Genomic DNA, 23499 nt, shown 5'->3' on the forward strand with positions numbered 1-23499 from the left:
TTGCCTCCTATTAATACATATTATAACAAATGTTATGAACTTTTTTTATTATTTCCTCACCTGCCAATACACCAGATTGATCGGTTACTTGGACGTGAGGCGGGAGGTGGGATTTATTTAAAATAACTTCTCCATGCTGAGGGATGAAACCGTAATCAGCACTCAAAACCATATCTAAATCTAATAATGAATCACCTGCTGCAATTACTGTTTCTGCCTCTATACGATCAGATACAAACTCGAGTGCAAGAGATTTGTTAATACAATTAGGCATTACGTACAACTTTCTTCCTTGTTTAGACAAGGTGAAGCCTTGCTTGTAAAAGAGTTGGGATAGGTCTTCCAAGTCCTCAACTGTAAATCTCTCCTCATCTATAATCATATACACAAACCAGTTCTCTGCCTGTAAGGATTTTAAGACGGAGCCTCTTTGAATATAAGGTTCAATCTGTGAGAGTACGTGAGAGACAGAGGTACAGTCGTTCTCAAGCTGTACCTCTATTTTATCAGACCATTCCGGAATAGGCTTACCATTTTCTAATATTACAGCTCCATTGGAGACAATGGAGTACGTCGGTTTCTCCTGAGGATTATACAATCTAAACAAACGTTCATATTGTTTGCTAGTTCTAGTTGTGACCGGCAAAAATTCAATGGAAGAGGAGAGTTCTTTAAAAATTTCTAGTCCTTCCTTGGTCATGAATGCTGCCGGATTGTTCTCACGCCACTCCACTATGGCTAAATCTTGTTCATTTACTTCGAGACCTCTAGATTTTTTACTATATATTAGTGTTCGATCTAAATCACTCGCAAATAGAATAGTCATATTAATTCCTCCGATTCTATAAGCCCAATAGCACGGTAATAAAGGTCAGGGATTATTTCAATAGGTATATTTTTTTCTTGGCATAAGCTTAAAATATGCTTAACAGCTTCATCATTTTCATCTCTTAAGAGAATTTTATGAGGTTTCCTTCTTAATAACGTTCTAGTCGTTTCCCCAATACTAGGCTTTACTTTGGTGAGGTCAGAGTTTTTGTAATATTTGTGTGCGATTTCTTGAGCTACCTGCATGCCTGACCAGGTTCTTTCGTTCTTAACAGGGAATTTATTGAACTGCTTTAGGATATTTTCCTCTTGAGCAGAAAAATGAGCAGTTATTTGATCGACAAAAGAGTTGGACACATCCTCATCCTCAAGCTCCGCGTAATACTTGGCCCCATGAAAATCTTCTGATGACTGATAGGCGTTATTTAGAATAGTTCTACTGATTAATCCAGATACAGTAGAATTTAAAAAGGCATTAGGTATTAGAATATCTTCTCTTGTGCTATATAACGTTGCACATCCACCAGGGTCGGAAAGGACTGCAAGGTCATCGTTTAAGTGAAGACCTTGTTCATTCAATTGTTGAACGGACTTGGTCAACTCATTTTGAATGGCACCTTTTCCTGTCCAACCATCTACAAATTGTAAGTGATGGTTAGGGTATAAATCACGCACTGTTTTTATAGCATTTTCGTCAATCCCTTTTCCTCTTAAGATGGATACGCTAAAATGTGGCCAGTCTAAGCCTAAAAAAGTATGAGCATATCGTCTCATTAAAATTCCTACTGGGCTACCTGCGCGTGCCAAGGAAATGATGACGACTTGATCGGTTCCTGCATATTTGTGGACGCGTCTAGTGACAATGCCTACTAATTGAGCTATATAGCTAGAAAGCTGGTTCATAGCCTGATTGTATAAACGAAGATACTCTGGAGAGGGTCGATATTCTATAGGTAAGGACTCAGAGTAATGATGCCCTAAAGAAAATGCCTTTTCTCGATTATCTATGTTCGATTCAATTTGAACTTTGGACATATCCTTTAGTAAGAAGGTAATGTCTTCTGGTGAGTAACTAGTTTTAACTAAGTGATCAGTCTTAAGCATCATCTAATCCCCCTCTGTTAGCTGGCGATGTAAGGGATAACCATGTGACCGATCCTTTGCCGTGTAAATAGTTTAGTAAGGGAGACCAGGTTTCTTTATTTTTAACAGACTCTGCAACTACTAAGATTTGCTCAAATTCATGTTCTGCAACGTTATATAAGTATTGTTCCACATCATTTGAATCAGGCAAAATAAATTTACACTTACTTTTAATTGGATAGTGTTCTTCGTTTTTTGCAAAGATTGGGCTTCTAGTCGTTGTTTGGATCTTGGTATGTTTACCTAGTGCGAGAGCAATACGGCTTGGAATATATATGTTTTCTCCTATGCCTATTACAAGCGTTGGTTGATCTCTATCTAATTTCAGCTTTTCAAGTAATTTATGTATCCAGTCGTCCATTGCGGCATGGTTTTCACTCGTCAGGCCAAATCTACCAGTGAGAGTGCTATAAATTGCATGTTCGCTAAAATAGGGCGTGGTGCACTGAGAGGGGATGTCATCCTCTAAAGAAACATGAACTTCTTCTCCACCTTTTAGGTAAGGTATGGCTTCCTCGTTGATGGTAGCTGTATTGTGTAGAGTGAATTGACCAGAAAGAATGGAAATTATTTCGGCATGAATCCCATTTTGTTTCATTAAGTCAGTAAAGTTGTTTATATTTTCTACACTTCTCCAATCCAGAATAGACAATATTTTAAACTGCTTTTTTGGGAACTTTTTATTTAAGGATATAATTAAATTGGAAAGTGTGAGGCCAGAGGTTATTTCATCATCGATAAGTACAATCGTTTCCGCTTCCTTCAACACGTTCTCTGAAGCATATACTCGGTGAGAGGTAGCATGAGAATGCTCTTCTTCAAAAACAAAAGAAGGAGAGAGATTGATGATTTCTTCACGCGTAGTATGAATATACTGAGCCTTATCAAAATGATTAAAAACAGCATGACCTAAGCCGGTGGCAGTTTCTGCGAAGCCTATAAAGACAGTATTAGTCGGTAATTTAACCTTATATTTTAAAGAGTTAAGGCTAAGCGTGCGGTCTGACTGGCCGGAATCAATCATTTGAATAATATCCATTAACTGTGGATGAGCAGGTAAACCTTCATTTTCCATTAACATAGAAGCAAGAACAGTCCCAGTTCCTAGTGAAAGAGAAGGGGCTACTGGTAAGTGCTTCCCGAGCAGGCGACTAATAAAGAGAAATTGTCTTTTTTTATTTATTCTTACTCCCATTTCAAAAAGCTTATCTGGATTAAGGTTGTACGGATTGTTTTGAACATCAATGGTTAGCTTTAAATTTCCATGTAAATTATATGTTCTTGATGTAGCCGATAAAGTCGTGTGTGGTAACATTTTCATTTAGCACCCCATATATTTCTGCTTGCGCCAGTATTTTTACAGCCCAACTATAATGAGGTTTAACCTCATTCATTTTATTTTTTGAAGGGCTACTTAAAATTCCATTATTTCCATATCTGTTTCCAACGATTATACTAGCGTCGTCAAACGTCTCCTTAGAAACAGGATAGACAGCGTTAACGATATCTACTTGGCTTGGATGAATGCACGTTTTACCGTAAAAGCCATTCAAAAGGTCTAGTTGAACTTCTTCCCATAAGATGTCCTTACTTTTATCATCAAAGTATTCAAATACCGGACCTGAAATTATAAAGTTATCCTCATAGCGTCTAAACGTGTTTAGAATTTCTGTTAAACAATCTCCAATTAATTGTAGCTCGTAAACAGTTCTATTATAGGGCCGTCTAAGGCTAAAAAGGCTAGAGAAGTCAGTTGCCCCAACTCTAATAGTTAATATGAGACGTTCGTAATTCAAGAAAATCGTATAGAGCTTTTGGAGCTCCTCTTGTCGAGACTCTTTATAAATAATCTCTTTTGATTCAATAATAGGCAAACCATATAGCGTAACGGATCTTGCTTGATTTAAGGAATCCAAGCATGAAAAGAAATCATTAGCATTAGTAGAATTACATTTAGGGAAGACTATACCCGTGATAAGGTCTAAATCATTACCTAACTGACTAGCAATTCTCTGTAACTGGTCTACGCTTCGAATTCTTATAAATAGGAGGGGCAAATCATACTGTAGGGTAGCATTTGCGCTGATTGCTTCAGCTAAGGTGTGCAGTTGTTCTACTACATTGTTTTCGGCTTCTGTTAGCGCGTTATCTGAAATAGAATCCTCTAAACACATAATTACACTAGTAAGATTTTCAAAAGACTTCTTGATTAATTTTGAAGAAAAATTACTCATTAGGCCAGGAATATATAAAGTGGCACCCATAGCAATCCCCAATTTTAGCTTGTCTGTCGTTTTTGAAAATTCTTTAGGAGGGAGATGAAAAAAATTATTCACTTCATTTTCATTTAAACCCTTAAAATGTCTGATGGTAAACACTCCTTGAAAGAAGAAGGGGCTATAGGTCACCCAAGTTCTATTAAATATACTCTTTGTAAAAAAAAAGCAAGGAGAAAACCCTTGCTTTAGAAAAGATTTAACTAGTTTAAGCCAAAGTCAGAAACTAAAGCTCCTAATCCACCTTGGTAGCCGCTACCAATTGCATTAAATTTCCACTCATTATTGTGGCGATATAATTCACCTACAACAACTGCCGTTTCAATTGAGAAATCTTCTCCTAAATCGTAGCGAATTAGTTCTTCCTGAGTGTCTGCATTGATAATTCGTACGTATGAATTATTTACTTGACCAAAGTTTTGACCTCTAGCCTCTGCATCATGAATAGTAATGCTAAAAGCAATTTTTTCAATAGAACTTGTAACGTTTGCAAGGTTTATATTAACTTGCTCATCATCGCCATCGCCTTCACCTGTACGATTATCTCCTGTATGAACAACTGCTCCATTACTACCTGAAGTATTGTTATAAAAAATAAAATCAGCCTCAGATGCACATTTTCCACTGCTATTTAATAAGAAAACGGAAGAGTCAAGGTCGAAGTCGTTTCTGCCGTCATATTTGTTTGTATCCCAGCCTAGACCTACAATAATGTTTGTTAACCCTGGATTACCTTTAGTTAAGTCTACCTTTTGTCCTTTAGATAAATTAATAGCCATGTTTATATCCCACTCCTTATAAGTATTTGTTTGCTATAGATGAAATATCGGTGTCTGCTGTACCTTCTCCAATAGCCGAGAATTTCCACTCTTCACCATCGCGATATAGTTCCCCAAGGAAAAGTGAAGTTTTCCCAGAATAATTATCAGAAAGATTATAGTGCACTAATTCTTGTCTTGTATCGTTGTCCACTAAACGAATAAATGCATTTTTTATCAAGCCAAAATCTTGTTTTCGTTGTTTTGCTTGGTAAATATTAACGACAAATAAAAGTCTATGAACAGAACTTGCAACTGATTTAAGGTTTACGTTAATTACCTCATCGTCTCCGTCACCATCTCCGGTACGGTTGTCACCCATATGTACCACGCTGCCATTGTTAGAAGTTTTGTTTCCAAAATATATTAATTGTTGTTTGGAAGATAACTTTCCATTTTCGTTTAAAAGTAGAACTGAAGCGTCACAGTCTATAGCAGCGCCACTAGAACCACCGCCAAAAAGACTACCTAAAAAACCACCGCTTTTTTGACTTACTGGATCCCATCCAAGTCCTACCATGACACTTTTTAAAGAAGACCTACCTTTAGTAAGATCAATTTTTTGTCCTTTTACAAGATTAATAGCCATTGATAAACCTCCCAAAATTTCTTTATTTAATTAATTTTACGTAACTACCGCTTAAATAGTTTCATTAAGTAATAAAATTTTTATCGTTATTCATACTAATATATTTTAACGTTTTATATGGGAAATTGGAAATATATAAGCCGATATCAGAACAAAGACTGTGACAATTTAAATTCGGTTTCTGCTTTCTCCTGAAGTTTCTGGCAGGATCTATTAGCTACTATCATTAGCTACGTTGGAAGTAAGGTGCAAGTCAGGTGTTGGTGCATCCGAGATCTATTGCTTTTGATAGAGGATAGCCGCATGCCCTAACGTTTTGGCTGCTGTTAGCATAGCCTTTTCGTCAAAGTCAAACATCGGACTGTGATGTGGATATACATCTCCTTCGGGCATTGCACCTGTGAAGAAAAACGTTCCTGGAATCTGTTCTAGATAGTAACCATAATCTTCACCGATCATTAAAAGGTCTGATTCCTGTACTTCTTTTACATCTGGGATCTGTCTTGCTATTTCAGCAAGGTATTCGGTTTCTTCTTTATGGTTAATAACTGGTGGGTAGCCTCTTTCATAGGTGAGTGTATAAGTACAACCAGCAGTCAGACAAGTTCCGTCTAACACGCGTCGTAACTCATTCTCCATTAAATCTCTTACAGCAGGAGTAAACGTTCTAATGGTTCCGCTCAATTTAACCGAATCAGCGATAATGTTAAACGCATTGTCGGCAACAAATGAACCGACAGAAAGAACCGCCGACTCAACCGGATTGACTCTTCTTGAGACAATTTGCTGCAAATTAACTACTAGCTGAGAAGCAGCCAAAATGGCGTCTTTTGTGTCATGAGGATTAGCGCCATGACCACCGCGCCCTTGAATTTTGATAATAAACCGATCTGCTGCAGCCATAATTGGGCCGGAGCGATAGGCAATTGTGTGAAGGGGAGTTTGAGACCATAAATGCGTACCAAAAATTACATCTACGTCCTGCAAGCAGCCAGCTTCTATCATAGGTCTTGCGCCACCTGGTGCATATTCCTCCGCATGCTGATGTATAAATACGTATTCTCCGCTCAGTTCATCTTTTAACTCATGAATAGTACGGGCAAGAATGAGCAGTGTAGCAGTATGTCCATCATGTCCACAGGCGTGCATTACACCAGGTACTGTAGATTTATACGGAACTTCCTTCTCATCTTGAATGGGTAATGCATCAAAATCTGCACGCAAAGCAACCGTTTTCCCGGGGTGTGCCCCTTTGATTCTTGCCACAACACCGTTTCCGCCCACATTGGCGTCAAAAGGTATACCAAGTTGTAAGTAAAAGTTTTGAATATATTTGGCAGTGTTAGTCTCTTGAAAGGATACCTCGGGATTCATATGTAAATACCTTCTAATTGTTACCATGTCATTAAATCCTTCTTCTAATCTTCGAAATAAATCATTAGTCATCTTAAAAACACCTCTTTTATATATTTTTAATTAACAATTACTTCTAAAAATTATAACAGATAATAGAAAGTCTATTTTAAATTATTTAAATAATCTATTTTTTATTTTGGTGCATATTTTCTTACAGAACTCACATCATACGACTGTAATAATTTATTGAAAAGGAGAAAATAAAATGATAAAAAAGATGAAGATATTAATCGCTATTCTTATAATAGGGTTCTTAACAGCATGTGGAAATGATGATGCTAAGGATGACAAAACAACAGATACGACAACGGATACAACTCAAAATGGGAATATGGATCCTAATGCAACTGTTGATACTGGGAACGATGGGGAAATTGGTGAAGAAGAAGGAAAAGACGTTTCTACAAACGGAGATCAAAAGGTTGACGTAGCAGATGACGTGGCTGCAAAAATTGCAGAATTGGATGAAGTAGATGCTGCTCATGTACTAGTGACAGACAAAAATGCATATGTTGCTGTTAGAGCAAAAGAAGGAACAGAAGATAACGAGGAGTTAAAAACCCGTATATCTGAAAAAGCTAAAGAAGGTAAAGGAAATTTAAGTTTTGAGAACGTGTATGTATCTTTGGATCCTGATTTTGTTGGCCGTATGGAAGAGTACGGAACAAAGATTAAAGCAGGAGAGCCAGTTGAAGGATTCTTTGATGAGTTTACAGATACAGTACAACGTATATTTCCTGATACAGCTAAATAAAAAAGGCGAAGAGGTAATTCTCTTCGCTTTTTTTTCTATTTAAGACCGATATTTGCTTTGACATCGACCTCTGCATATTTCTTCTGGTCTGCTCTTGCTCCTATTAAGGTACCTATATATCCACCCAAGAACCCAGCAGGTACTGAAAAAATTGCAGGGTTAGTTAATGGGAAAAGAGCTGTACCATTAAATAAATGTGTACCATCTGTTCCCCAAAGGTTTGGACTTAAGGAAACTAATACTAGAGCAGTTACTAGTCCGGTGACAATTGCTGTCATAGCACCAGCGGTATTGAATTTTTTCCAATAGATGGTGTAGATGATCACCGGTAAATTAGCGCTAGCAGCAATACAGAATGCTAGTGAAACTAAGAACGCTACATTCATCGTTTGTGCTCCTAAGGCTAAAACAATAGATAGAAGTGAAACTCCAACAGAAGCAAAACGAGCAGCTCTCATTTGCTGTTTTTCTGTTGCTTTTCCTTTCTTAATGATTTGTCCATAAATATCATGGGCAAATGCAGATGCGCCTGATAGAACTAGTCCTGCTACTACTGCTAATATAGTGGCGAAGGCAACAGCAGATACGAAAGACATGAGAATGTCTCCTCCCAGTGCCTGCGCTAGTAATGGCGCTGCCATGTTTCCTGCTGAGTTTGCAGCCATAATGTCGCTAGCTCCTACAAAGTAAGCAGCTCCGAAACCTAGGAAAATAGTAAGAACATAGAAGATACCTACAATCCATGTTGCATACACCACAGAAGAACGGGCAGTTTTAGCATCTTTTACTGTGAAAAATCGCATAAGAATATGAGGTAAGCCTGCTGTACCTAATACCAATGCAATCATCATAGAAATTGTGTCCAAGCCATTCGTATATTTTACTCCAGGATTTAAGAAGTTTTCTCCTTGCTCTGTAACCGTTTTCATCTCAGTGAACATACCAAGGATATTAAAGTTGAATTTCCATAATACTAAAAACGAGATAAGGACTGTCCCAATCATTAACAATACAGCCTTAATGATCTGTACCCAGCTCGTTGCAGCCATTCCACCCCAAAGAACATAGATGGTCATCATAACACCTACGATTAGTACAGCAATCCAGTAATCAATGCCTAGTAATAATTGTATTAGTGCACCTGCACCCACAAGCTGTGCAATCATATAGAACAAAACGATGGTAATAGTGCTAATAGCGGCCGCCCCACGTACTTTCTTTTGATTAAAGCGTGCATTAATCATATCGGCTAGCGTATATTTCCCCAAATTTCTTAGAGGCTCTGCTACGATGTAAAGTACAACTAAATATGCTACTAAGTAACCTATACTATAGAAGAATCCATCAAAACCAAAAAGTGCGATAGCTCCGGCAATCCCGAGAAATGATGCAGCAGAAAGGTAATCTCCTGCGATGGCTATACCATTTTGCCAGCCAGACAAACCTCCACCGGCAGTATAAAATTCACTAGCTGAGTTAGTTCGTTTGGATGCAATGTATGTGACAAATAGAGTTAATGCTACGATTCCTACAAAAAATATTAGACCAACTGTACTCATGCCATTCATACATAATCACCTGCCTTTTCCTTTTCGATTATTTCTTCTGCATCCTTATCAAACCCCTCTGCTTTACGAACATAAATCATACATAAGGTCCAGGTCATGATGAATTGAGCAAGAGCAAAAACCCAAACCCAAGTTATATCTCCAATTGCTGGCTTGTTTAATATAGTTGTATAAGACGTTAAAATCGGTAAAGAAATATAAAATAGCAGAAAGAAAATCGTTATTGGAACGATGAAATTTCTTTTCTTCTTTTTTAAGGCAACAAATTCAGGGCTGTGTGCAATAGCCTCATAGTTGTAAAGTGGTGGTTCCTTTCCGCTTTTTTTCACTTTTTTAGAGGTTTTTTGAGGACTAGCAGGGTTTAATACACTTCCAGCTTTCTTTGGCATTTTCCTTCCTCCTTCAACTTTACTAGCTTTCTGAATATTAAGTTAGAAAACTGTATTTTAATAATAGGGAAAAATAATAAAAATTACAAACAAAAAATTATAATATTGTAATTATTTAGAAAATTATATTAATATAATACAACTATACCTTTTCAAAATATTTTGCTTGTCGACGTGTGTAGCGAGATGAACGATGCACTATAATGCGCGCCAGGGTCTTTAATTTATGGAATATTGTTGTAGGGTGTGGGGATGAATAGGACGGATAAAGTAAGTAAAGTGTATTTTAAAAAAACTTTGTTAAAGTTATTGGTTGATTTTGACTAACAATTCTTTTTTATATTGACTATAAACATTATAAAAGGGACATTCAAATGACTATTAAGATTATAAATAGATTATGAAATTGGGATTGGGTACAGTTTTTCGGCTTTGTTTATGCGATTAAATTTATAAGTACCTATCGATGCATGAAAGCCGTTCCCATTTATTGATTGGAGCGCCAGACGGCGACTCCTACGGGATAAGGGAGACAGATAAGACATCACAACCACGCGCGTAAGCGATGGGTGATGGCTTATCGCTCACCCCGAGGAAAGCGTCCGGCTGGGGCGAAAAATCAATTCTACTCTCTGAATCTAAGATTTCTTTGCATCATAAATCAATCCTACCCTTTAACATAGCCTAAAAAAATTACGACTTCTAAATTTAACCAAATCAAAATAGTAATTGACAATTTAAGAATTCCTTAAAAAATGCTAACATATATAAGTTGGACTAAAAAATCTAAAAGGAGGTCTGTTCATGAGTAATGTTTCAACTCTAGAAAAAACAATGCGCTGCAATTTAATGATGACTAATAATGCTCGCAAAGGAATACAGGAGTGGTCAGCTGATGAACACGACTTTTTTAATATACAAAAATCGTTTCAAGTTTATATTGAGAAACGTCCGGTTAATGCGCAAGGAAATATCTCGCTTTCCTTATACTTTGACAACATAGAGAACTTGCAGCTTACTGAAAAGCTGGATGGCAAGGTAGCAATAATGGACTGTGTACTACAAAACAATGGGTTTCTTGCAACTGGATTTCATGTACGCGGATCTCGAGTGCCGGTACAGACAAATAGAAGGCTACCAGTTAACCTGTCATTTGTTACGTCAAAAAATAACGGTGCTGGGTTACCGATACAGTTACATACAAAGATAAGAGAGTTACCTGTAGCAGAGGAACGCTCTGAATATGTGAAGAAACGGATATCAAGCTGGGAAGGTTATTTAAGAATACAGGAAAGAAATGCGGATATTGCAGATATAACTGCAAGCTTCTCTAAAATTATATTTAACGAAGATTTTAGTAGGATGTCATTAGTAGGCTGTGAAGTTAACGGTAACGAATGGAATAAATTAAGAGGGCTTAGCATTAGCTTCAAGGGTTACCAAAATGACATTGGTGATGTATTAAAAGCAAATAGAAATAAAAACACTATTGAAATAGAGCTAAGACCAAGGATTAGGGAAATGGCAAGGAAAAATAGTTTGAACCCTAAAGCTAAGGAAGTGGTTTTTAGTAATTTTGCAACCCTTAGTCAAATACGTCGACTACGAAAAGGTTTTGAGGATCTTCAGAATGGCTTAGCAGCAAATGCCAACCTTGAAAAAATTCTATTTGAAGATCGTCCTACCATTAGAATTACTAATAAACAAAAGGAACTGGAATTCCATAATAGGCTTAATGAGTTTCAACAGGAGGCAGTTGTTGGTGCCATGTCTGCAGAAGATTTATATGTTATTCAGGGTCCCCCAGGCACTGGTAAAACAACTGTTATTTCCGAAATATGTCAGCAGAATGCTAAAGCTGGACTTCGCACCCTTGTAGCCTCTCAGTCAAACTTAGCGGTAGATAATGCCCTTAGTAGATTACTATCTAACAAAGAAATTCGTATTTTACGGTTTGGTAGAACGGAGAGCATAGAGGAAGAAGGGAAAAGATTTATAGAAGAAAATGTGGGGCAGTATTGGAAGGAACAAACGCTTGCTACACTTTCCAATGTAATAGAGCAACATGCTTCTCAAGAAAATCTACTGAAAAACAGACTAAATAACATTTCCATAGAGACAAAAAGTCTTGAAGAGGAAAAGCAACGCTTAATAGAAGCTATTGAAAAGAAAGTCATTGCACAGACCGAGCATGATGAACGTAGTCAACAAATAAGAGCATTGAAAAAAGCCTTAGTTTCATTAAAAAAGGAACGTGAGGAAATTGAACTCACCATACAAGGTATTGGTCCTGGAGTTCAACAACTAGCTCAGGAATTAACGGCTATGGAGCAGTTCCTGGAAGCTAATCCTTCAATAGAACAAGTAACAGAACAAACGGAGCAGCTAACGAAGGAATTAGAAAGTATCCAAGATCAGATTTTGTATCAAAAATCAGTACGTTCTTTACAAAGAGCTCAACAAGAAATACAACATACGAGAGAACAGCATCAAAAATTTCAAAAAAAATTAGGGGCACTAGAAGCTCTAAAAAAAGAAATCCAAACAATCCGTAAGGTGGAGGAACTGAAGGGACGTCTAAAGCTATGTGGGATTGTTCCATCATTTCTTGTTAACCGTCAGATGGAAGAGTTGGATTTGTTAATTGAAAGCATAAAGTCTTCAAGTGATTGGCAGGAGTTAAATGCTCGATTGAACTCAGCCATAGCATTTATAGAAAAACTGCTAAAAAAACATAAGTATCCTGTAGAGTCAGTCAAAAGCAATATGGGCAGAAGTGGTGTCGTTTTTGATTCTAACTACACGGTTAAAGAAATCCACCAATTTATGAACAGATTAAAGCATATTATGACTTCAGATGAAGAAGAGCTGACTACTGAGAAATTAGCTATTCTGCTAGAAGGACTTTATGTAAGAGAGAAATTTGTTTTAAAGCAACAAGCAAGCATTCAACTGTTTAAAAGCAACTCCATTACCAAGTATCAGGCTATCAAGGCCCAAGTTGCCACTGAATTGGAAAACGAGTTCAAAGCTATTAATAACCAAACAAGAGAGTTATTAATTGTTGGGACAAATCAAAAAAACCAACTTACCAATTTAGAGAAACAAATTAAGGGCATTTCCACTGAATCTGGAGACTTTGAAAGTCTTCCAACACAAGAGGCTCTTGAAACCAGCTTATTAGATAAACAAAAAAAGAGAGCAGTTCTGGATGAAACATTGGAGAAAGTATCTGTTTACAGTGCGAAGTTAGGTCACAAAAAGGCTGAATTGGAGAAGCTTAAAACTCAACTTCAGGAGCAAGAAGGTATTCTACAAAAAAGTGAACAAGAAGCTAAGATGGTAAATGCAGAAGGTCTAGACCAGGAAAAGCGCTTAAAGATTTTAGATGAAATCATACTCCAAAATCCAGAAAATGCACTAAAGAAATTGGAAGAGAGCTGCACGGCCTTAGAACAAGAAAGTGCGCAGATACACATTGAATTAGAGCGCCTACCTATAACTCAAACTCTTCAAACTGAATGGTTTTCTCTTTTACAGGAAGCTAACGATCATGACTTAGATGAGATAAGAAAGCTATATGTGCGTCATGCGAATGTCATAGGGACTACTTGTGTTGCATCTGCTAGAAAAGAATTTATGGAGAATTATCCAACCTTCGATGTTGTCATCATTGACGAGGTATCTAAAGCTACACCACCAGAACTCTTGTTGCCGATGTTAAAAGGAAAGAAGATTATTCTAGTAGGTGATCATCATCAGCTTCCTCCACTAGTTGGAGAGGATACGTTAGATGAAACTCTTCAGGCTATTCTTGAAGAAAGCGATAGCTTCGAAGAAAAAGAAGAGTTGAAAAAGTTGCTCAAAGAGTCTCTTTTCGAACGTCTCTTCAAAAATTTACCTAAGAGCAATAAGACAATGCTAGCGATTCAATATCGTATGCATGAGAGTATTATGGAAACTATTACGCCGTTTTATGAGGAAGAGAACTACAGGTTACAATGTGGCCTAACCGATTCTGATGCGATGAGGGACCATTTATTAGATTCTGAGATTGTCAAAAGAACCGACCATCTTCTATGGGTTGATATGCCTAATGAAAAACGATACTTTGAAGAACGTATGAAGGACGGTAAGAGTAGATTCAATCAAGCTGAGCTCGATTCAATTAGAAAGATTCTCATTGACTTGGACAAAGCTACAGAGAAAGCTAAGCAAGAGGGAAGAATGGAGCAACATGAAAAGAAAAGCATTGGAGTTATTAGCTTCTATGGTGAACAAGTAAAAAGAATTGATCGACTCATTCAACAGGAAATGAACTTAAAGCATTTGCATTTTAGAACTGGAACGGTAGACAAATTTCAAGGGATGGAAATGGACGTCATCCTTTTGAGCATGGTACGTAACAACCAGGACAAGAGTGGAGACATTGGATTTGCTAATGATTATCGTCGACTGAATGTGGCATTATCTCGTGCTAGAGAGCTGCTAGTCATAGTAGGTAGTGTGGAAATGTTTACGAAACGAGCTAAGCAAAAAAGCTCCAGAGAAATGTATGGTCGTTTAAAAACAATAGTAAAACAGAAGGAAGGCTTTCGTGATCCAGAAGTGATTGGACAAGGGAGTCGCATAGGAGTTTAAATATGCAATCATTACAAAAACGCTTAGAAAAAGAAATTTACCAAAATTCTAAGGTGAAAATAATGGAATCACTAAATTGGTGTGTTCCAGTCCATACAATTGAAGTTGAATATAAACGAGTGAAGCGTACAAAAATGGACGTACTGATGAAAATGATGTTAATCTCCTTTCAAAAAGCGAATATTAACACCTCTGCCCAACTTAGTGAATTGTTGATGGTGGAGCAGTTATTCATCGATGATTTAATAGAGGTCATGAGAAAATCAGGGTTAATAGAAAAAAGAGAAGCTAATATTGTACTAACGGCAAAAGGTAAACAACAACTGGAACAGGGAATCTTTGAAGAGGAGCAGGAACCTGGGACCCATAATATACTATTTAGTCCTACCCATAAGAATTTTCTCAGCGGAGATATAAAGCCTGCCTCAGAAGGTGAGGAGCTGCTCCAGGTGTATAGATACGCTAAAGATGAAAAAAAACTGGCTATAGAACAAGCAATTCTGTTAGACGCTTTACATCAATCTAACATTGAAGAACATGAAGGAGAGGAATTAATAATCATCTCCGAAATTATCTCATCTACTGAAATGTACATTGATGATATCCCATGCTTAGAATACATTATCTATAACGAGCAGGAGGACCTTTTTTTCGCAAGAGTATGGAATACTCTGACCGATCAATGGGATGAAGCGCTAGAAACGCAGTTAAATGAAAACGAACGATTGAGTTGGAGAGAGAAGTTTTTATAATCATTAAAAAAACTGAAGATGCCCCCAGAGTTTTACAAACCGTAAAATTCTGGGGGCATTGTTATTGTCTGTAGAGCTCTTTGCAACTGACTTAATTGTCACTAGTCATTGCATTATGTCGTGGATCGGATGATAATCAGCTTATCTAACTTAACCTATTTAGTAGTGGCCTTGTAATATTCCTCTATAGGTACAAACAGACCAACCTTACCATGGCTTTCATGCTCCAGGGTAGCAAAAACAATACCGATTACAAGTCCTTCTTGATTAAACACCGGACTTCCACTATTGCCTCTGTAAACAGGGGCCTCCATCATCATGATAGGTACATCCCAGTCACTTAATTGATAAGGTTCTATTAATGTTCCCTCATTGGCTATCCCTGTAAAGCGCAATGGATTGCCGATAAAGATGATGGGATCACCTTGCTTAGCTTCCATTTGCTCAGCTAAGGTTAAATACGGGAAGTCTTCATTGCTGGAGACTTGCAAAACGGCTAAGTCAATTTCAGGATAGGCTTCTATCACATCAGCTCGAAATCGCCCATCATCAGGGAAGCCGACAGTTATATTATTTTTGTCTTCGATTACATGATAATTGGTTAGAATGGTGCCGTTTTCTGTAATGGAAAATCCAGTGCCTTTACTATCGTCTGTGAGCACAACTACAACCGATTTCTTATACTCTGCTATATTCTCTTGAGCTGATAGGCGAGCTGACGTTTTGACGAATTCAATAGCTGGAATGGAGTAAACCTGCAAGATGATACCAAAAGTATTAACAAATAAGACCAATGCCATCAAGTAAAAGATCCACTTTGGAAATGGGCGCTTTCGTGTAGGAAGGTTTTTTTCCTCTTTAGCTTTGAGCAGTGCCTCAGCTTGTGCTTCCAAAACTAATTGTTGCAACTCTTCATCATCAATATCCTCTTCCCACTTTTCCTTTTTTCGATCATCAGGCATCTTACTCACATCCTTACTGATTGCAACTTGTACATCTATTATACATAAATGTTGTCTATTAATTGGTAAGATAAGAATTAATTTCACTTGAAATATGAGTACAAAAGGTTTAATATATGAATACAAGCTGCATTGTGCGTATGAATATTAAGTTTTAACCTTTATGCTGTAACAGGGAGTTTTATATAGAGCCGGAATGACAAGCTTCATTCTCTTTTAGACAATGAAGACATGCAAAGAAGGTATCTGCGAACACCCACTTTGAGGAGTGGTGGTTTAAAACTTTCATATAAGATACGGCAAAGGCGGCTTCCTAATAAGAATTTTATAGCAAGATATATAGACACCCTCACCAGAAATGGTGAGGGTGTTTTTTTGTGTTAAATAAAGAAAAACAATAGAGGGGAAATATGTAGTCGATAGCAAACGAATATGAGGGAACAATTAAAATTTTTAGAAAGATTTCAGCGAGTAGCCATTTGTAACATGCTGTTTTTTTCTGTCATAAATTTATTATCTCCCTAACACTATCCTGAAATACCTTTGTCATCTTAACATGTTAAGCTAGGGGTCGTTAGTGAAAAGGAGGAAATTCATTTTATGAAAAAACACATTGTAGCACTAACTGCTATTGCGGCACTATCAGTAGGAACAGCAGGACAAGCTTCTGCATCAAGTGTTCACACGGTAGAAAAAGGTGACACTCTTTGGTCAATTTCACAAGAGAATAACGTCAGTATAGAAAATATACAAGTATGGAACGATTTGGATTCAACAATTATATACCCATCACAACAATTACAGGTGGAGGAATCTACAGGAACTTATACAGTTGTTTCGGGAGACACTATCTATGGTGTTGCGCTTATGCATGGGATGAGCGTTACCGAACTAATGACAAGTAACCAACTTATAGATGACTTAATACACCCCGGTGATAAGCTAGTCGTTAGTGGAGATAAGGTGCAGCCAAAAGTGAGTGCATCTCAGAGTTCAGCTAATAGCTCAAGTATTCCAACCCCTAGTGAAACAGCAGCGTCAACGGATGTAAAAGAATTAACCGTAACCGCTACTGCATACACAGCTTCCTGTGAAGGGTGTTCAGGAATAACTTCTACGGGAATTGACTTAAATGCGAACCCCAACCAAAAAGTGGTTGCAGTAGATCCTACTGTCATACCTCTTGGTTCCAAAGTTTGGGTTGAAGGTTATGGAGAAGCCATTGCTGGAGATATCGGAGGCGCAATAAAAGGAAATAAGATAGATGTTTACATGCCTTCTTATGATGATGCGATTAACTGGGGTCGTCAATCAGTGACAGTTAAAATACTTGACTAAAGTTTTAAAGATGAACAAAAATATTATTTTATTGGTTAAAAGAGGAATATTATAGGTAGGTATTTGTTATTCGAAGGATAATAATTACACATAAAGTAATTTCAAACCCTTTTATTCCATATTAATAACTAAATGTAAATAATTACTAGTAAATAAAAATGCTCATAATGGGTATAATATTGGTATGAGAAACAGTTGATAGCTGAAGAAGATCTCCCTTCGTCTTTCTCATCCGATTTTATATAAAAAATCGGGCCCCACTGTTGAAGAAGTGGGGCTTTTTTTATATTAAAAATTAAAAAGATAAGTATAGAACGTGAATAATGAGCAAATATGAAGGGATAACGGATTGTGTCTATGTAGACAATTTTTCCAATCCTTATTATCGACAAAATGGATAGCGCAAACGCTCAAATCTATACCCGTAAATGGAAGTAAAGAAGTCATACCAAGAGATATTTTGCATCAGCCACGGGAATTACAGAAAATAGAAGCTGATTTTGATATGATTACGATGTTATTTGAAGACAGGCAATAATTGTTGAAAATCCTCAATGATAAATAATGTTCTTTAGAAGCAGATGATTCATCTGCTTCTATTTTTTGTGGTCTATTTCGTATGTCGGATTGTCTGTAAAACGAAGGAAAACTTTGAAAGGGACTATTAGCTTAAATGAGTAGGTTTAGAAAAATAAATATGTAATCATTCTTTTTGGGTATTTCGTATTGAATTTTAAATGGTGCTAATTAAACGTTGTGAATTTCAAAAATGTTAAAGAATCCCTTCGTATACTTGGTTTCCTGGTAAAAGTTAAGAAGTATTTATACCTATAAGTGTGTTAAAGTCCCATGAAGTTAAAATTGCATTTAAGAATATTAGGTTAATTTATTCATTTTTCAGAATAAACTTTTTTTTATTGAGGTAAAAAAATAGCTCATCTCTTAGAGAATAAAGAGTTTAATAATGAGGGTCATCCTATTCGGGAAATTAAAAAAGTTATAAATACCTATAAATTATATACATAAAGTAGTCGTATACAATCAAATCGGAATATTTGAACTAGTTAGTGTCAAATTTCGACAAAAATCCTTTGATTTATAGTATATAGTTGTAAATACATCAAGAGCTTTTGTTCAGACACCATGGAATCTGTTTACCTAAACTTACAATTAGGAAAGGGGGAAAGGGTGTTTTTGTGTTTCCTATATGGTAAAGAACCTAGATTAGTAGGAGTAAAAGATCCAGCTAAAATCAGAGGAGGAATGAAAGTTGAGTAGGAGCAGTAGACGAACTAAACGAAACAAGGCCGTCAGTATCGCAGCAACTTTACTTATGACATTTTCACTGATCGCTCCCAATGTAGTTAGTGCAGAAGCGAACAGCAAATTGCACCAGTCATTGCGAGATTCAAGTCCGAACAGTATTTCTGTCAAGGATAAAATGAGCAGTAGATTACTAGAAGACTTTAAAGAAGATGAAAAGGTTACTTTCTTGATAAAGTTTAAAGAAAAGGCTGACTCGGCAAAAGTAGCTTCAGAGGCTAGAAAAAATGCCGAGTCGAAAAATCTTTCAGCTCATAACACGAAGCTGATTCAGAGGTCAGCTGTTGTGTCAGAACTAAAAGCCACTTCCATGGAATCACAAGAAACCGTGATGGAGTTTCTTGAAAAAGAAGTTTCCAAAGGAAATGCTAGCGACCTAGAATCTTATTATATCGTAAATGGAATGTCGGTAACAACGACAAAAGAAATTGCTGAAAAAATTGCTACGTTTCCTGAGGTAGAAAAAATCCTTCCAAATGAGACACGTCAGCTGTTTGTTACTAAAACTAAAGACGCAGTAGCACCTAAAGCTGAGGTTGCAAATGTGGAATGGAATATCGACCGAGTTAAGGCACCACAAGTCTGGGAAATGGGCATTGATGGATCTGGTACTGTAGTCGCAAGTATTGATACGGGTGTTCAATGGGATCATCCAGCCCTTAAAGAAAAATACCGTGGGTACAACAAAGCAACAGGTCAAGTATCACATGACTTTAACTGGTTTGATGCAACCTCTTCAGCAAGTCCAACACCTTTCGATGATCAAGATCATGGAACGCACGTAACTGGAACGATGGTAGGTAGTGAGCCAAACGGTTCTAATCAAATTGGTGTAGCTCCAGGTGCTAAATTTATTGCTGTTAAAGCATTTACAGCTTCCGGTGGTTCTGACGTTGATTTATTAGAAGCTGCACAGTGGATATTAGCTCCTACTGATGCAAGTGGAAATACACGAGTAGATTTAGCTCCAGATGTTGTCAACAACTCATGGGGTGGCGGAGCAGGACTAGATGAGTGGTACCGCGATGTTGTAATCAACTGGCGTGCTGCTGAAATATTCCCAGAATTCTCTGCAGGAAATACTACTTTTTCTAACCCAGGTGGGCCAGGTTCAGTAGCGGCACCATCAAACTATCCTGAGTCTTTCGCAACTGGCGCAACGGATATTAATAATATAGTTGGAAGTTTCTCTCTTCGTGGTCCATCTCCATATGCTGAGATTAAACCTGACATTTCAGCTCCTGGAGTCAACATTCGATCTTCTATCCCTGGTGGCGGATATGAAGGTGGTTGGAATGGAACTTCTATGGCAGGACCAGCTGTATCTGGTGTTGCTGCATTACTTAGACAGGTAAATGCAAATCTTACTGTAGATCAAATGGAAGAGATTTTATTAAATACTGCTATTCCTTTAACAGATACCCAATATACAACAGTGCCAAACCATGGCTATGGATATGGTTTAGTAGATGCTGAAGCTGCAGTGTCTTCTATTCTTACTGGACTTGGTACTTTAAAAGGACAAGTAACTAAAGAGGGCGAGGATAATGAAGCGCCAGTTCTTGAACACTCTGCTCCTTCTGAAACATATGAAGGTATGGCTTTAACTTTAACTGCAAATGTTACAGATGATATTAGTGTTTCCTCTGTAGTATTAAAATATCAAGATGAAAACGGAGCTTGGCAACAAATCGAAGCTGGGCGTTCATCTGGTGACTATAAGTCCGGAGTATATACAGTAGTAGTCCCTGGAGATCTAATCACAGGTACTTCCTTTAAATACACTTGGACAGCAACTGACTTTGGTAACAATGAAGTAACAAGTGAAGAATATACAGTACAAGTAAAACCAGGTATTACAGTAGGGTACACAGAGGATTTTGAAGCACAACCAACTGGATGGTATTCTTTTGGAAACCAAAACAGCTGGGAGTGGGGTGTACCAACATCTGGTCCTGGAAATGCTGCCTCTGGAGAAAAAGTATATGCTACTAATCTAAAAGGTCAGTATGCAAATAATATGAATGCAACACTTGTGGCACCTCCAATTGATTTGCCAGAAGGAAATTCATATCTTCAGTTCAAGCAGTGGCATAATTTTGAACAAGCATCATCTGGTACAGCTTGGGATTATGGACATATCGTTGTTTCTACTGACCAAGTAAACTGGACACAGTTACTAAGGGTTACAGGAATATCTACAGCATGGGGAGATGTAGAGGTAGACCTTTCTGAATATGCGGGTCAACGTATCTATCTTGGATTTAATGCATTTTCTGATGGAAGTGTACAAAGAGACGGTTGGTATATTGATGACGTAGCTTTAACGGATGTTTCTCAAACTGGTACTGTTTCAAAAGGAAAAGGCAATAACAAAGGCAACACAGCTATCACAGGTGGTAAAGGAAATGATAACCAAAAAGATATCGATGTGAAAAAAGCACCGGTAGATCCAAATAAAATTAAGCCTGTTTTACCTGAACTAAAAGCGGCACCTCCAGTAGTGGAAGATACAAATGCTCCTACATTGCTACCACTTGGTGCTCAAGTGAGCGTACTTGAAACAAATCGCTCTGTATATACAAACCCGGCCGATGGTTCATATTCCATGACCCATGCAGCAGGTACATTTACAGTGAAAGCAGAAGCTTATGGTTTCGAATCTGAACAAAAATCAGTAGTGATTGAGGCAGACGAAACAGCAACTGCAAACTTTACTTTAGACGAAATTGAGCAAAGCACTATTAGCGGTACAATTACAGACGCTTCTACGGGAGAAGGAATTGCTGGTGCAACTATTCTTCTAGTAGAGGATGCTAATATCACGCCAGTAGTTACTGATGAAAATGGTAACTATGAGATTACTGCATATGTTGGAGAGTACACGTTAAAAGTTATCGCTCGTGGATACCATGGACAAGAAATTCCGGTTTCTATTGACGGCGAGCCAATTACAAAAGACATCGCTTTAGAGCCATTCTACACTTACCCAGGTGGGGAAATTGGTTATGATGACGGAACTGCAGAAAATGCAAGAGCATTTAACGCAGCTGGAAATGCTTGGTCTGTAAAAATGTCACTTCCTGAAGGTAAAGAAAGTGGAATTGTAACAGATGGAGTATTCAGATTCTGGACAACTGAATGGCCTGTACCAGGTGGAACAGCATTTGCTGTAGAAGTCTGGGATGCAAGTGGTGTTGATGGAGCGCCAGGTAAAATGATCGCTGGTCCTGTTAATGCAACTGCATTACGTAATGGAGAGTGGACAGTTGTAGACTTAACGGAACACAACATCGTTGTAAATGGAGATTTCCATATGGTATATCGCCAAACATTTGCAAACCCTAACACTCCAGGTTTAGCTACAGATGAAAATGGAACAAATGCTGGCAGAAGCTATCAAGGAGTTTCTGGTGCATGGACACCTGCACCTGCTGCAGAGGGTAACTACATGATCCGAGCTCGTGTAAGCTACGAGGTTGTAGGTCCAGTTATCACTTCTCCAGCTGAAGGTTTAGTTACTAATGAAGAAGATATTACAATAGAAGGATCAGCATCACCAACTACAACTATCGAGTTGAAGCAAAATGGTGAAGTAGTAGGATCAACTGAGGTTGGTAATGATGGTAAATTCTCACTTGATGCAGTATTAACAGAAGGTGAAAATGAATTTACAGTTGTTTCTGTCTTGGACGGACGTGAAACTGGGGAATCTGCTCCTGTAACAGTGATCCTAGATACCGAAAATCCTGAACTGGTTATTACTAAGCCAGTCGATGGAGAGAAAACAAATCGTGAAAGCGTAACTGTTGAAGGTACTATAGCAGATGCTAATCTTGAATATGTTCATGTAAATGGACAACCTGCAGCAGTAACTAACGGTAAATTCTCTAAACGTATTCTTTTAGAAGAAGGTTTAAATGAAATTACGGTAGAGGCGAAGGACAGAGCAGGAAACGTCGTAACTAAGACAATTAAGGTTACTGCTGATTCTATTGCTCCAGAAATTTCTAACCTAAAACCGGCAACAGATTTAAATCTTAAAACTGGTCGAAGTGTTAAAATTGAATTTGACAGTGAGTCTGGTTTAAAACCTACATTTGTTATTCATATGCCACTTACAAATGTTGGAGATGTACAAAATGCTACAGAATTACCGATGATGGAAACTGGTAATGGTCATTATGTTGGTTATTGGACAGTGCCAGCAGATACAGTAGCAAATGGAGCAGTAATCGAAGTAATAGCAATTGATGGCTTTGGAAATGAAACGCGTCAAAAAGCAGCAGGTAAATTGTTTATTAATGTTGATGCTCCAACCTCTTCACAACCAGCAGTTGAAAAACCAGCTGAATTAGAAGAGCCTGTTAAAGAAACAGAAGAGAACTAAGAAATATTTAACACAAAAAGTCAGTGAGATAACCTCACTGACTTTTTTGTTTTTTAAAAAGCTTTGTTAAAGTTATTGGTTGATTTTGACTAACAATTCTTTTTTATAGTGACTGTAAACATAAACATTTGAACTTTCAAATGGCTATTAAGAACATAAATAATTTTCTAGTTCTTTATTGATGCTAAAGCTGTTCCCATTTATTGATTGGAGCGCCAGACGGCGACTCCTACGGGATGAGTGAGACAGATAAGCCATCACAACCACGCGCGTAAGCGATGGGTGATGGCTTATCGCTCACCCCGAGGAAAG

16 protein-coding genes and 1 other RNA gene are annotated in these 23499 nt (G+C 37.6%); 7 read left to right on the plus strand and 10 right to left on the minus strand.

Translation table 11 applies throughout. The annotated features are described in order from the left end of the window. Positions 1-10 precede the first annotated feature (10 nt). From NSQ95_RS01885 to NSQ95_RS01915, 7 genes are all read right to left on the minus strand, one after another. Positions 11-826 (minus strand): HAD hydrolase family protein, encoded by an 816-nt coding sequence (locus NSQ95_RS01885; protein WP_340886789.1) that lies wholly within the window; start codon positions 824-826, stop codon positions 11-13. After that, positions 823-1935, minus strand: a complete 1113-nt coding sequence (locus NSQ95_RS01890) for a cysteine protease StiP family protein (RefSeq protein WP_340886791.1) — start codon at positions 1933-1935, stop codon at positions 823-825. The genes NSQ95_RS01885 and NSQ95_RS01890 overlap by 4 nt, the downstream gene beginning before the upstream one ends. Further along, positions 1925-3292 carry a phosphoribosyltransferase family protein gene (locus tag NSQ95_RS01895; RefSeq protein WP_340886793.1) on the minus strand — a complete coding sequence of 456 codons (1368 nt, stop codon included), beginning with the start codon at positions 3290-3292 and terminating at the stop codon, positions 1925-1927. Before NSQ95_RS01895 ends, NSQ95_RS01890 begins: the two co-directional genes overlap by 11 nt. After that, positions 3243-4235 carry an HpcH/HpaI aldolase/citrate lyase family protein gene (locus tag NSQ95_RS01900; RefSeq protein WP_340886795.1) on the minus strand — a complete coding sequence of 331 codons (993 nt, stop codon included), beginning with the start codon at positions 4233-4235 and terminating at the stop codon, positions 3243-3245. The genes NSQ95_RS01895 and NSQ95_RS01900 overlap by 50 nt, the downstream gene beginning before the upstream one ends. 215 nt (positions 4236-4450) lie before the next feature. Next, on the minus strand, positions 4451-5026 hold the full coding sequence (locus tag NSQ95_RS01905; protein WP_169360186.1) for a TerD family protein: 576 nt from the start codon (positions 5024-5026) through the stop codon (positions 4451-4453). A gap of 16 nt (positions 5027-5042) precedes the next feature. Next, a complete protein-coding gene (locus NSQ95_RS01910) occupies positions 5043-5654 on the minus strand; it encodes a TerD family protein (RefSeq protein WP_169360185.1) in 612 nt (203 codons plus the stop codon). Between the two features lie 276 nt (positions 5655-5930). After that, positions 5931-7100, minus strand: a complete 1170-nt coding sequence (locus NSQ95_RS01915; RefSeq protein WP_340886799.1) for a M20 family metallopeptidase — start codon at positions 7098-7100, stop codon at positions 5931-5933. Between the two features lie 175 nt (positions 7101-7275). On the opposite strand from NSQ95_RS01915, the gene NSQ95_RS01920 reads away from it, so the two are divergent. Next, positions 7276-7824 carry a YhcN/YlaJ family sporulation lipoprotein gene (locus NSQ95_RS01920; RefSeq protein WP_340886801.1) on the plus strand — a complete coding sequence of 183 codons (549 nt, stop codon included), beginning with the start codon at positions 7276-7278 and terminating at the stop codon, positions 7822-7824. A gap of 35 nt (positions 7825-7859) precedes the next feature. On the opposite strand, the gene NSQ95_RS01925 is transcribed toward NSQ95_RS01920, so the two are convergent. Then, positions 7860-9383: a sodium/solute symporter gene (locus NSQ95_RS01925; protein ID WP_340886978.1), complete on the minus strand. Its 1524-nt coding sequence runs from the start codon at positions 9381-9383 to the stop codon at positions 7860-7862. Between the two features lie 5 nt (positions 9384-9388). Then, entirely contained in the window at positions 9389-9781 is a 393-nt protein-coding gene (locus NSQ95_RS01930) for a DUF485 domain-containing protein (protein WP_169360182.1), read from the minus strand. 804 nt (positions 9782-10585) lie between these two features. On the opposite strand from NSQ95_RS01930, the gene NSQ95_RS01935 reads away from it, so the two are divergent. Together NSQ95_RS01935 and NSQ95_RS01940 are read left to right on the plus strand one after the other, a co-directional pair. After that, positions 10586-14422 (plus strand): AAA domain-containing protein, encoded by a 3837-nt coding sequence (locus tag NSQ95_RS01935; RefSeq protein ID WP_342560168.1) that lies wholly within the window; start codon positions 10586-10588, stop codon positions 14420-14422. A 2-nt stretch (positions 14423-14424) separates the two neighbouring features. Continuing rightward, positions 14425-15174 carry a hypothetical protein gene (locus NSQ95_RS01940; protein WP_340886807.1) on the plus strand — a complete coding sequence of 250 codons (750 nt, stop codon included), beginning with the start codon at positions 14425-14427 and terminating at the stop codon, positions 15172-15174. 155 nt (positions 15175-15329) lie between these two features. Here the strand turns inward: NSQ95_RS01940 and NSQ95_RS01945 are convergent, their stop codons facing one another. Next, a complete protein-coding gene (locus NSQ95_RS01945) occupies positions 15330-16136 on the minus strand; it encodes a serine protease (protein ID WP_340886809.1) in 807 nt (268 codons plus the stop codon). 121 nt (positions 16137-16257) lie between these two features. Here NSQ95_RS01945 and ssrS point away from each other — a divergent pair. From ssrS to NSQ95_RS01965, 4 genes are all read left to right on the plus strand, one after another. Beyond that, positions 16258-16452, plus strand: a non-coding RNA gene (gene ssrS, locus NSQ95_RS01950) — 6S RNA. A 284-nt stretch (positions 16453-16736) separates the two neighbouring features. Next, positions 16737-17474, plus strand: a complete 738-nt coding sequence (locus tag NSQ95_RS01955; RefSeq protein ID WP_340886812.1) for a LysM peptidoglycan-binding domain-containing protein — start codon at positions 16737-16739, stop codon at positions 17472-17474. 349 nt (positions 17475-17823) lie between these two features. Next, the gene (locus NSQ95_RS01960; RefSeq protein WP_342560169.1) at positions 17824-18012 is read left to right on the plus strand and encodes a hypothetical protein; all 189 of its coding nucleotides are present in this window, start codon (positions 17824-17826) and stop codon (positions 18010-18012) included. A 795-nt stretch (positions 18013-18807) separates the two neighbouring features. After that, positions 18808-23187, plus strand: coding sequence for a S8 family serine peptidase (locus NSQ95_RS01965; RefSeq protein ID WP_342560780.1), 4380 nt, complete (start codon positions 18808-18810; stop codon positions 23185-23187). Positions 23188-23499 lie beyond the last annotated feature (312 nt).

Origin of the sequence: Psychrobacillus sp. FSL W7-1457 (assembly GCF_038593405.1) — a bacterium.
Lineage (GTDB): Bacteria > Bacillota > Bacilli > Bacillales_A > Planococcaceae > Psychrobacillus.

What these genes read in the sequence shown, in the direction of transcription:
- NSQ95_RS01895 (WP_340886793.1), bottom strand. Translation starts at nt 3,292, where the DNA reads ATGAAAATGTTACCACACACGACTTTATCGGCTACATCAAGAACATAT.
- NSQ95_RS01890 (WP_340886791.1), bottom strand. Translation starts at nt 1,935, where the DNA reads ATGATGCTTAAGACTGATCACTTAGTTAAAACTAGTTACTCACCAGAA.
- NSQ95_RS01900 (WP_340886795.1), bottom strand. Translation starts at nt 4,235, where the DNA reads ATGGGTGCCACTTTATATATTCCTGGCCTAATGAGTAATTTTTCTTCA.
- NSQ95_RS01925 (WP_340886978.1), bottom strand. Translation starts at nt 9,383, where the DNA reads ATGAGTACAGTTGGTCTAATATTTTTTGTAGGAATCGTAGCATTAACT.
- NSQ95_RS01945 (WP_340886809.1), bottom strand. Translation starts at nt 16,136, where the DNA reads ATGCCTGATGATCGAAAAAAGGAAAAGTGGGAAGAGGATATTGATGAT.
- NSQ95_RS01940 (WP_340886807.1), top strand. Translation starts at nt 14,425, where the DNA reads ATGCAATCATTACAAAAACGCTTAGAAAAAGAAATTTACCAAAATTCT.
- NSQ95_RS01930 (WP_169360182.1), bottom strand. Translation starts at nt 9,781, where the DNA reads ATGCCAAAGAAAGCTGGAAGTGTATTAAACCCTGCTAGTCCTCAAAAA.
- NSQ95_RS01910 (WP_169360185.1), bottom strand. Translation starts at nt 5,654, where the DNA reads ATGGCTATTAATCTTGTAAAAGGACAAAAAATTGATCTTACTAAAGGT.
- NSQ95_RS01905 (WP_169360186.1), bottom strand. Translation starts at nt 5,026, where the DNA reads ATGGCTATTAATTTATCTAAAGGACAAAAGGTAGACTTAACTAAAGGT.
- NSQ95_RS01920 (WP_340886801.1), top strand. Translation starts at nt 7,276, where the DNA reads ATGATAAAAAAGATGAAGATATTAATCGCTATTCTTATAATAGGGTTC.
- NSQ95_RS01915 (WP_340886799.1), bottom strand. Translation starts at nt 7,100, where the DNA reads ATGACTAATGATTTATTTCGAAGATTAGAAGAAGGATTTAATGACATG.
- NSQ95_RS01935 (WP_342560168.1), top strand. Translation starts at nt 10,586, where the DNA reads ATGAGTAATGTTTCAACTCTAGAAAAAACAATGCGCTGCAATTTAATG.
- NSQ95_RS01965 (WP_342560780.1), top strand. Translation starts at nt 18,808, where the DNA reads ATGACATTTTCACTGATCGCTCCCAATGTAGTTAGTGCAGAAGCGAAC.
- NSQ95_RS01955 (WP_340886812.1), top strand. Translation starts at nt 16,737, where the DNA reads ATGAAAAAACACATTGTAGCACTAACTGCTATTGCGGCACTATCAGTA.
- NSQ95_RS01885 (WP_340886789.1), bottom strand. Translation starts at nt 826, where the DNA reads ATGACTATTCTATTTGCGAGTGATTTAGATCGAACACTAATATATAGT.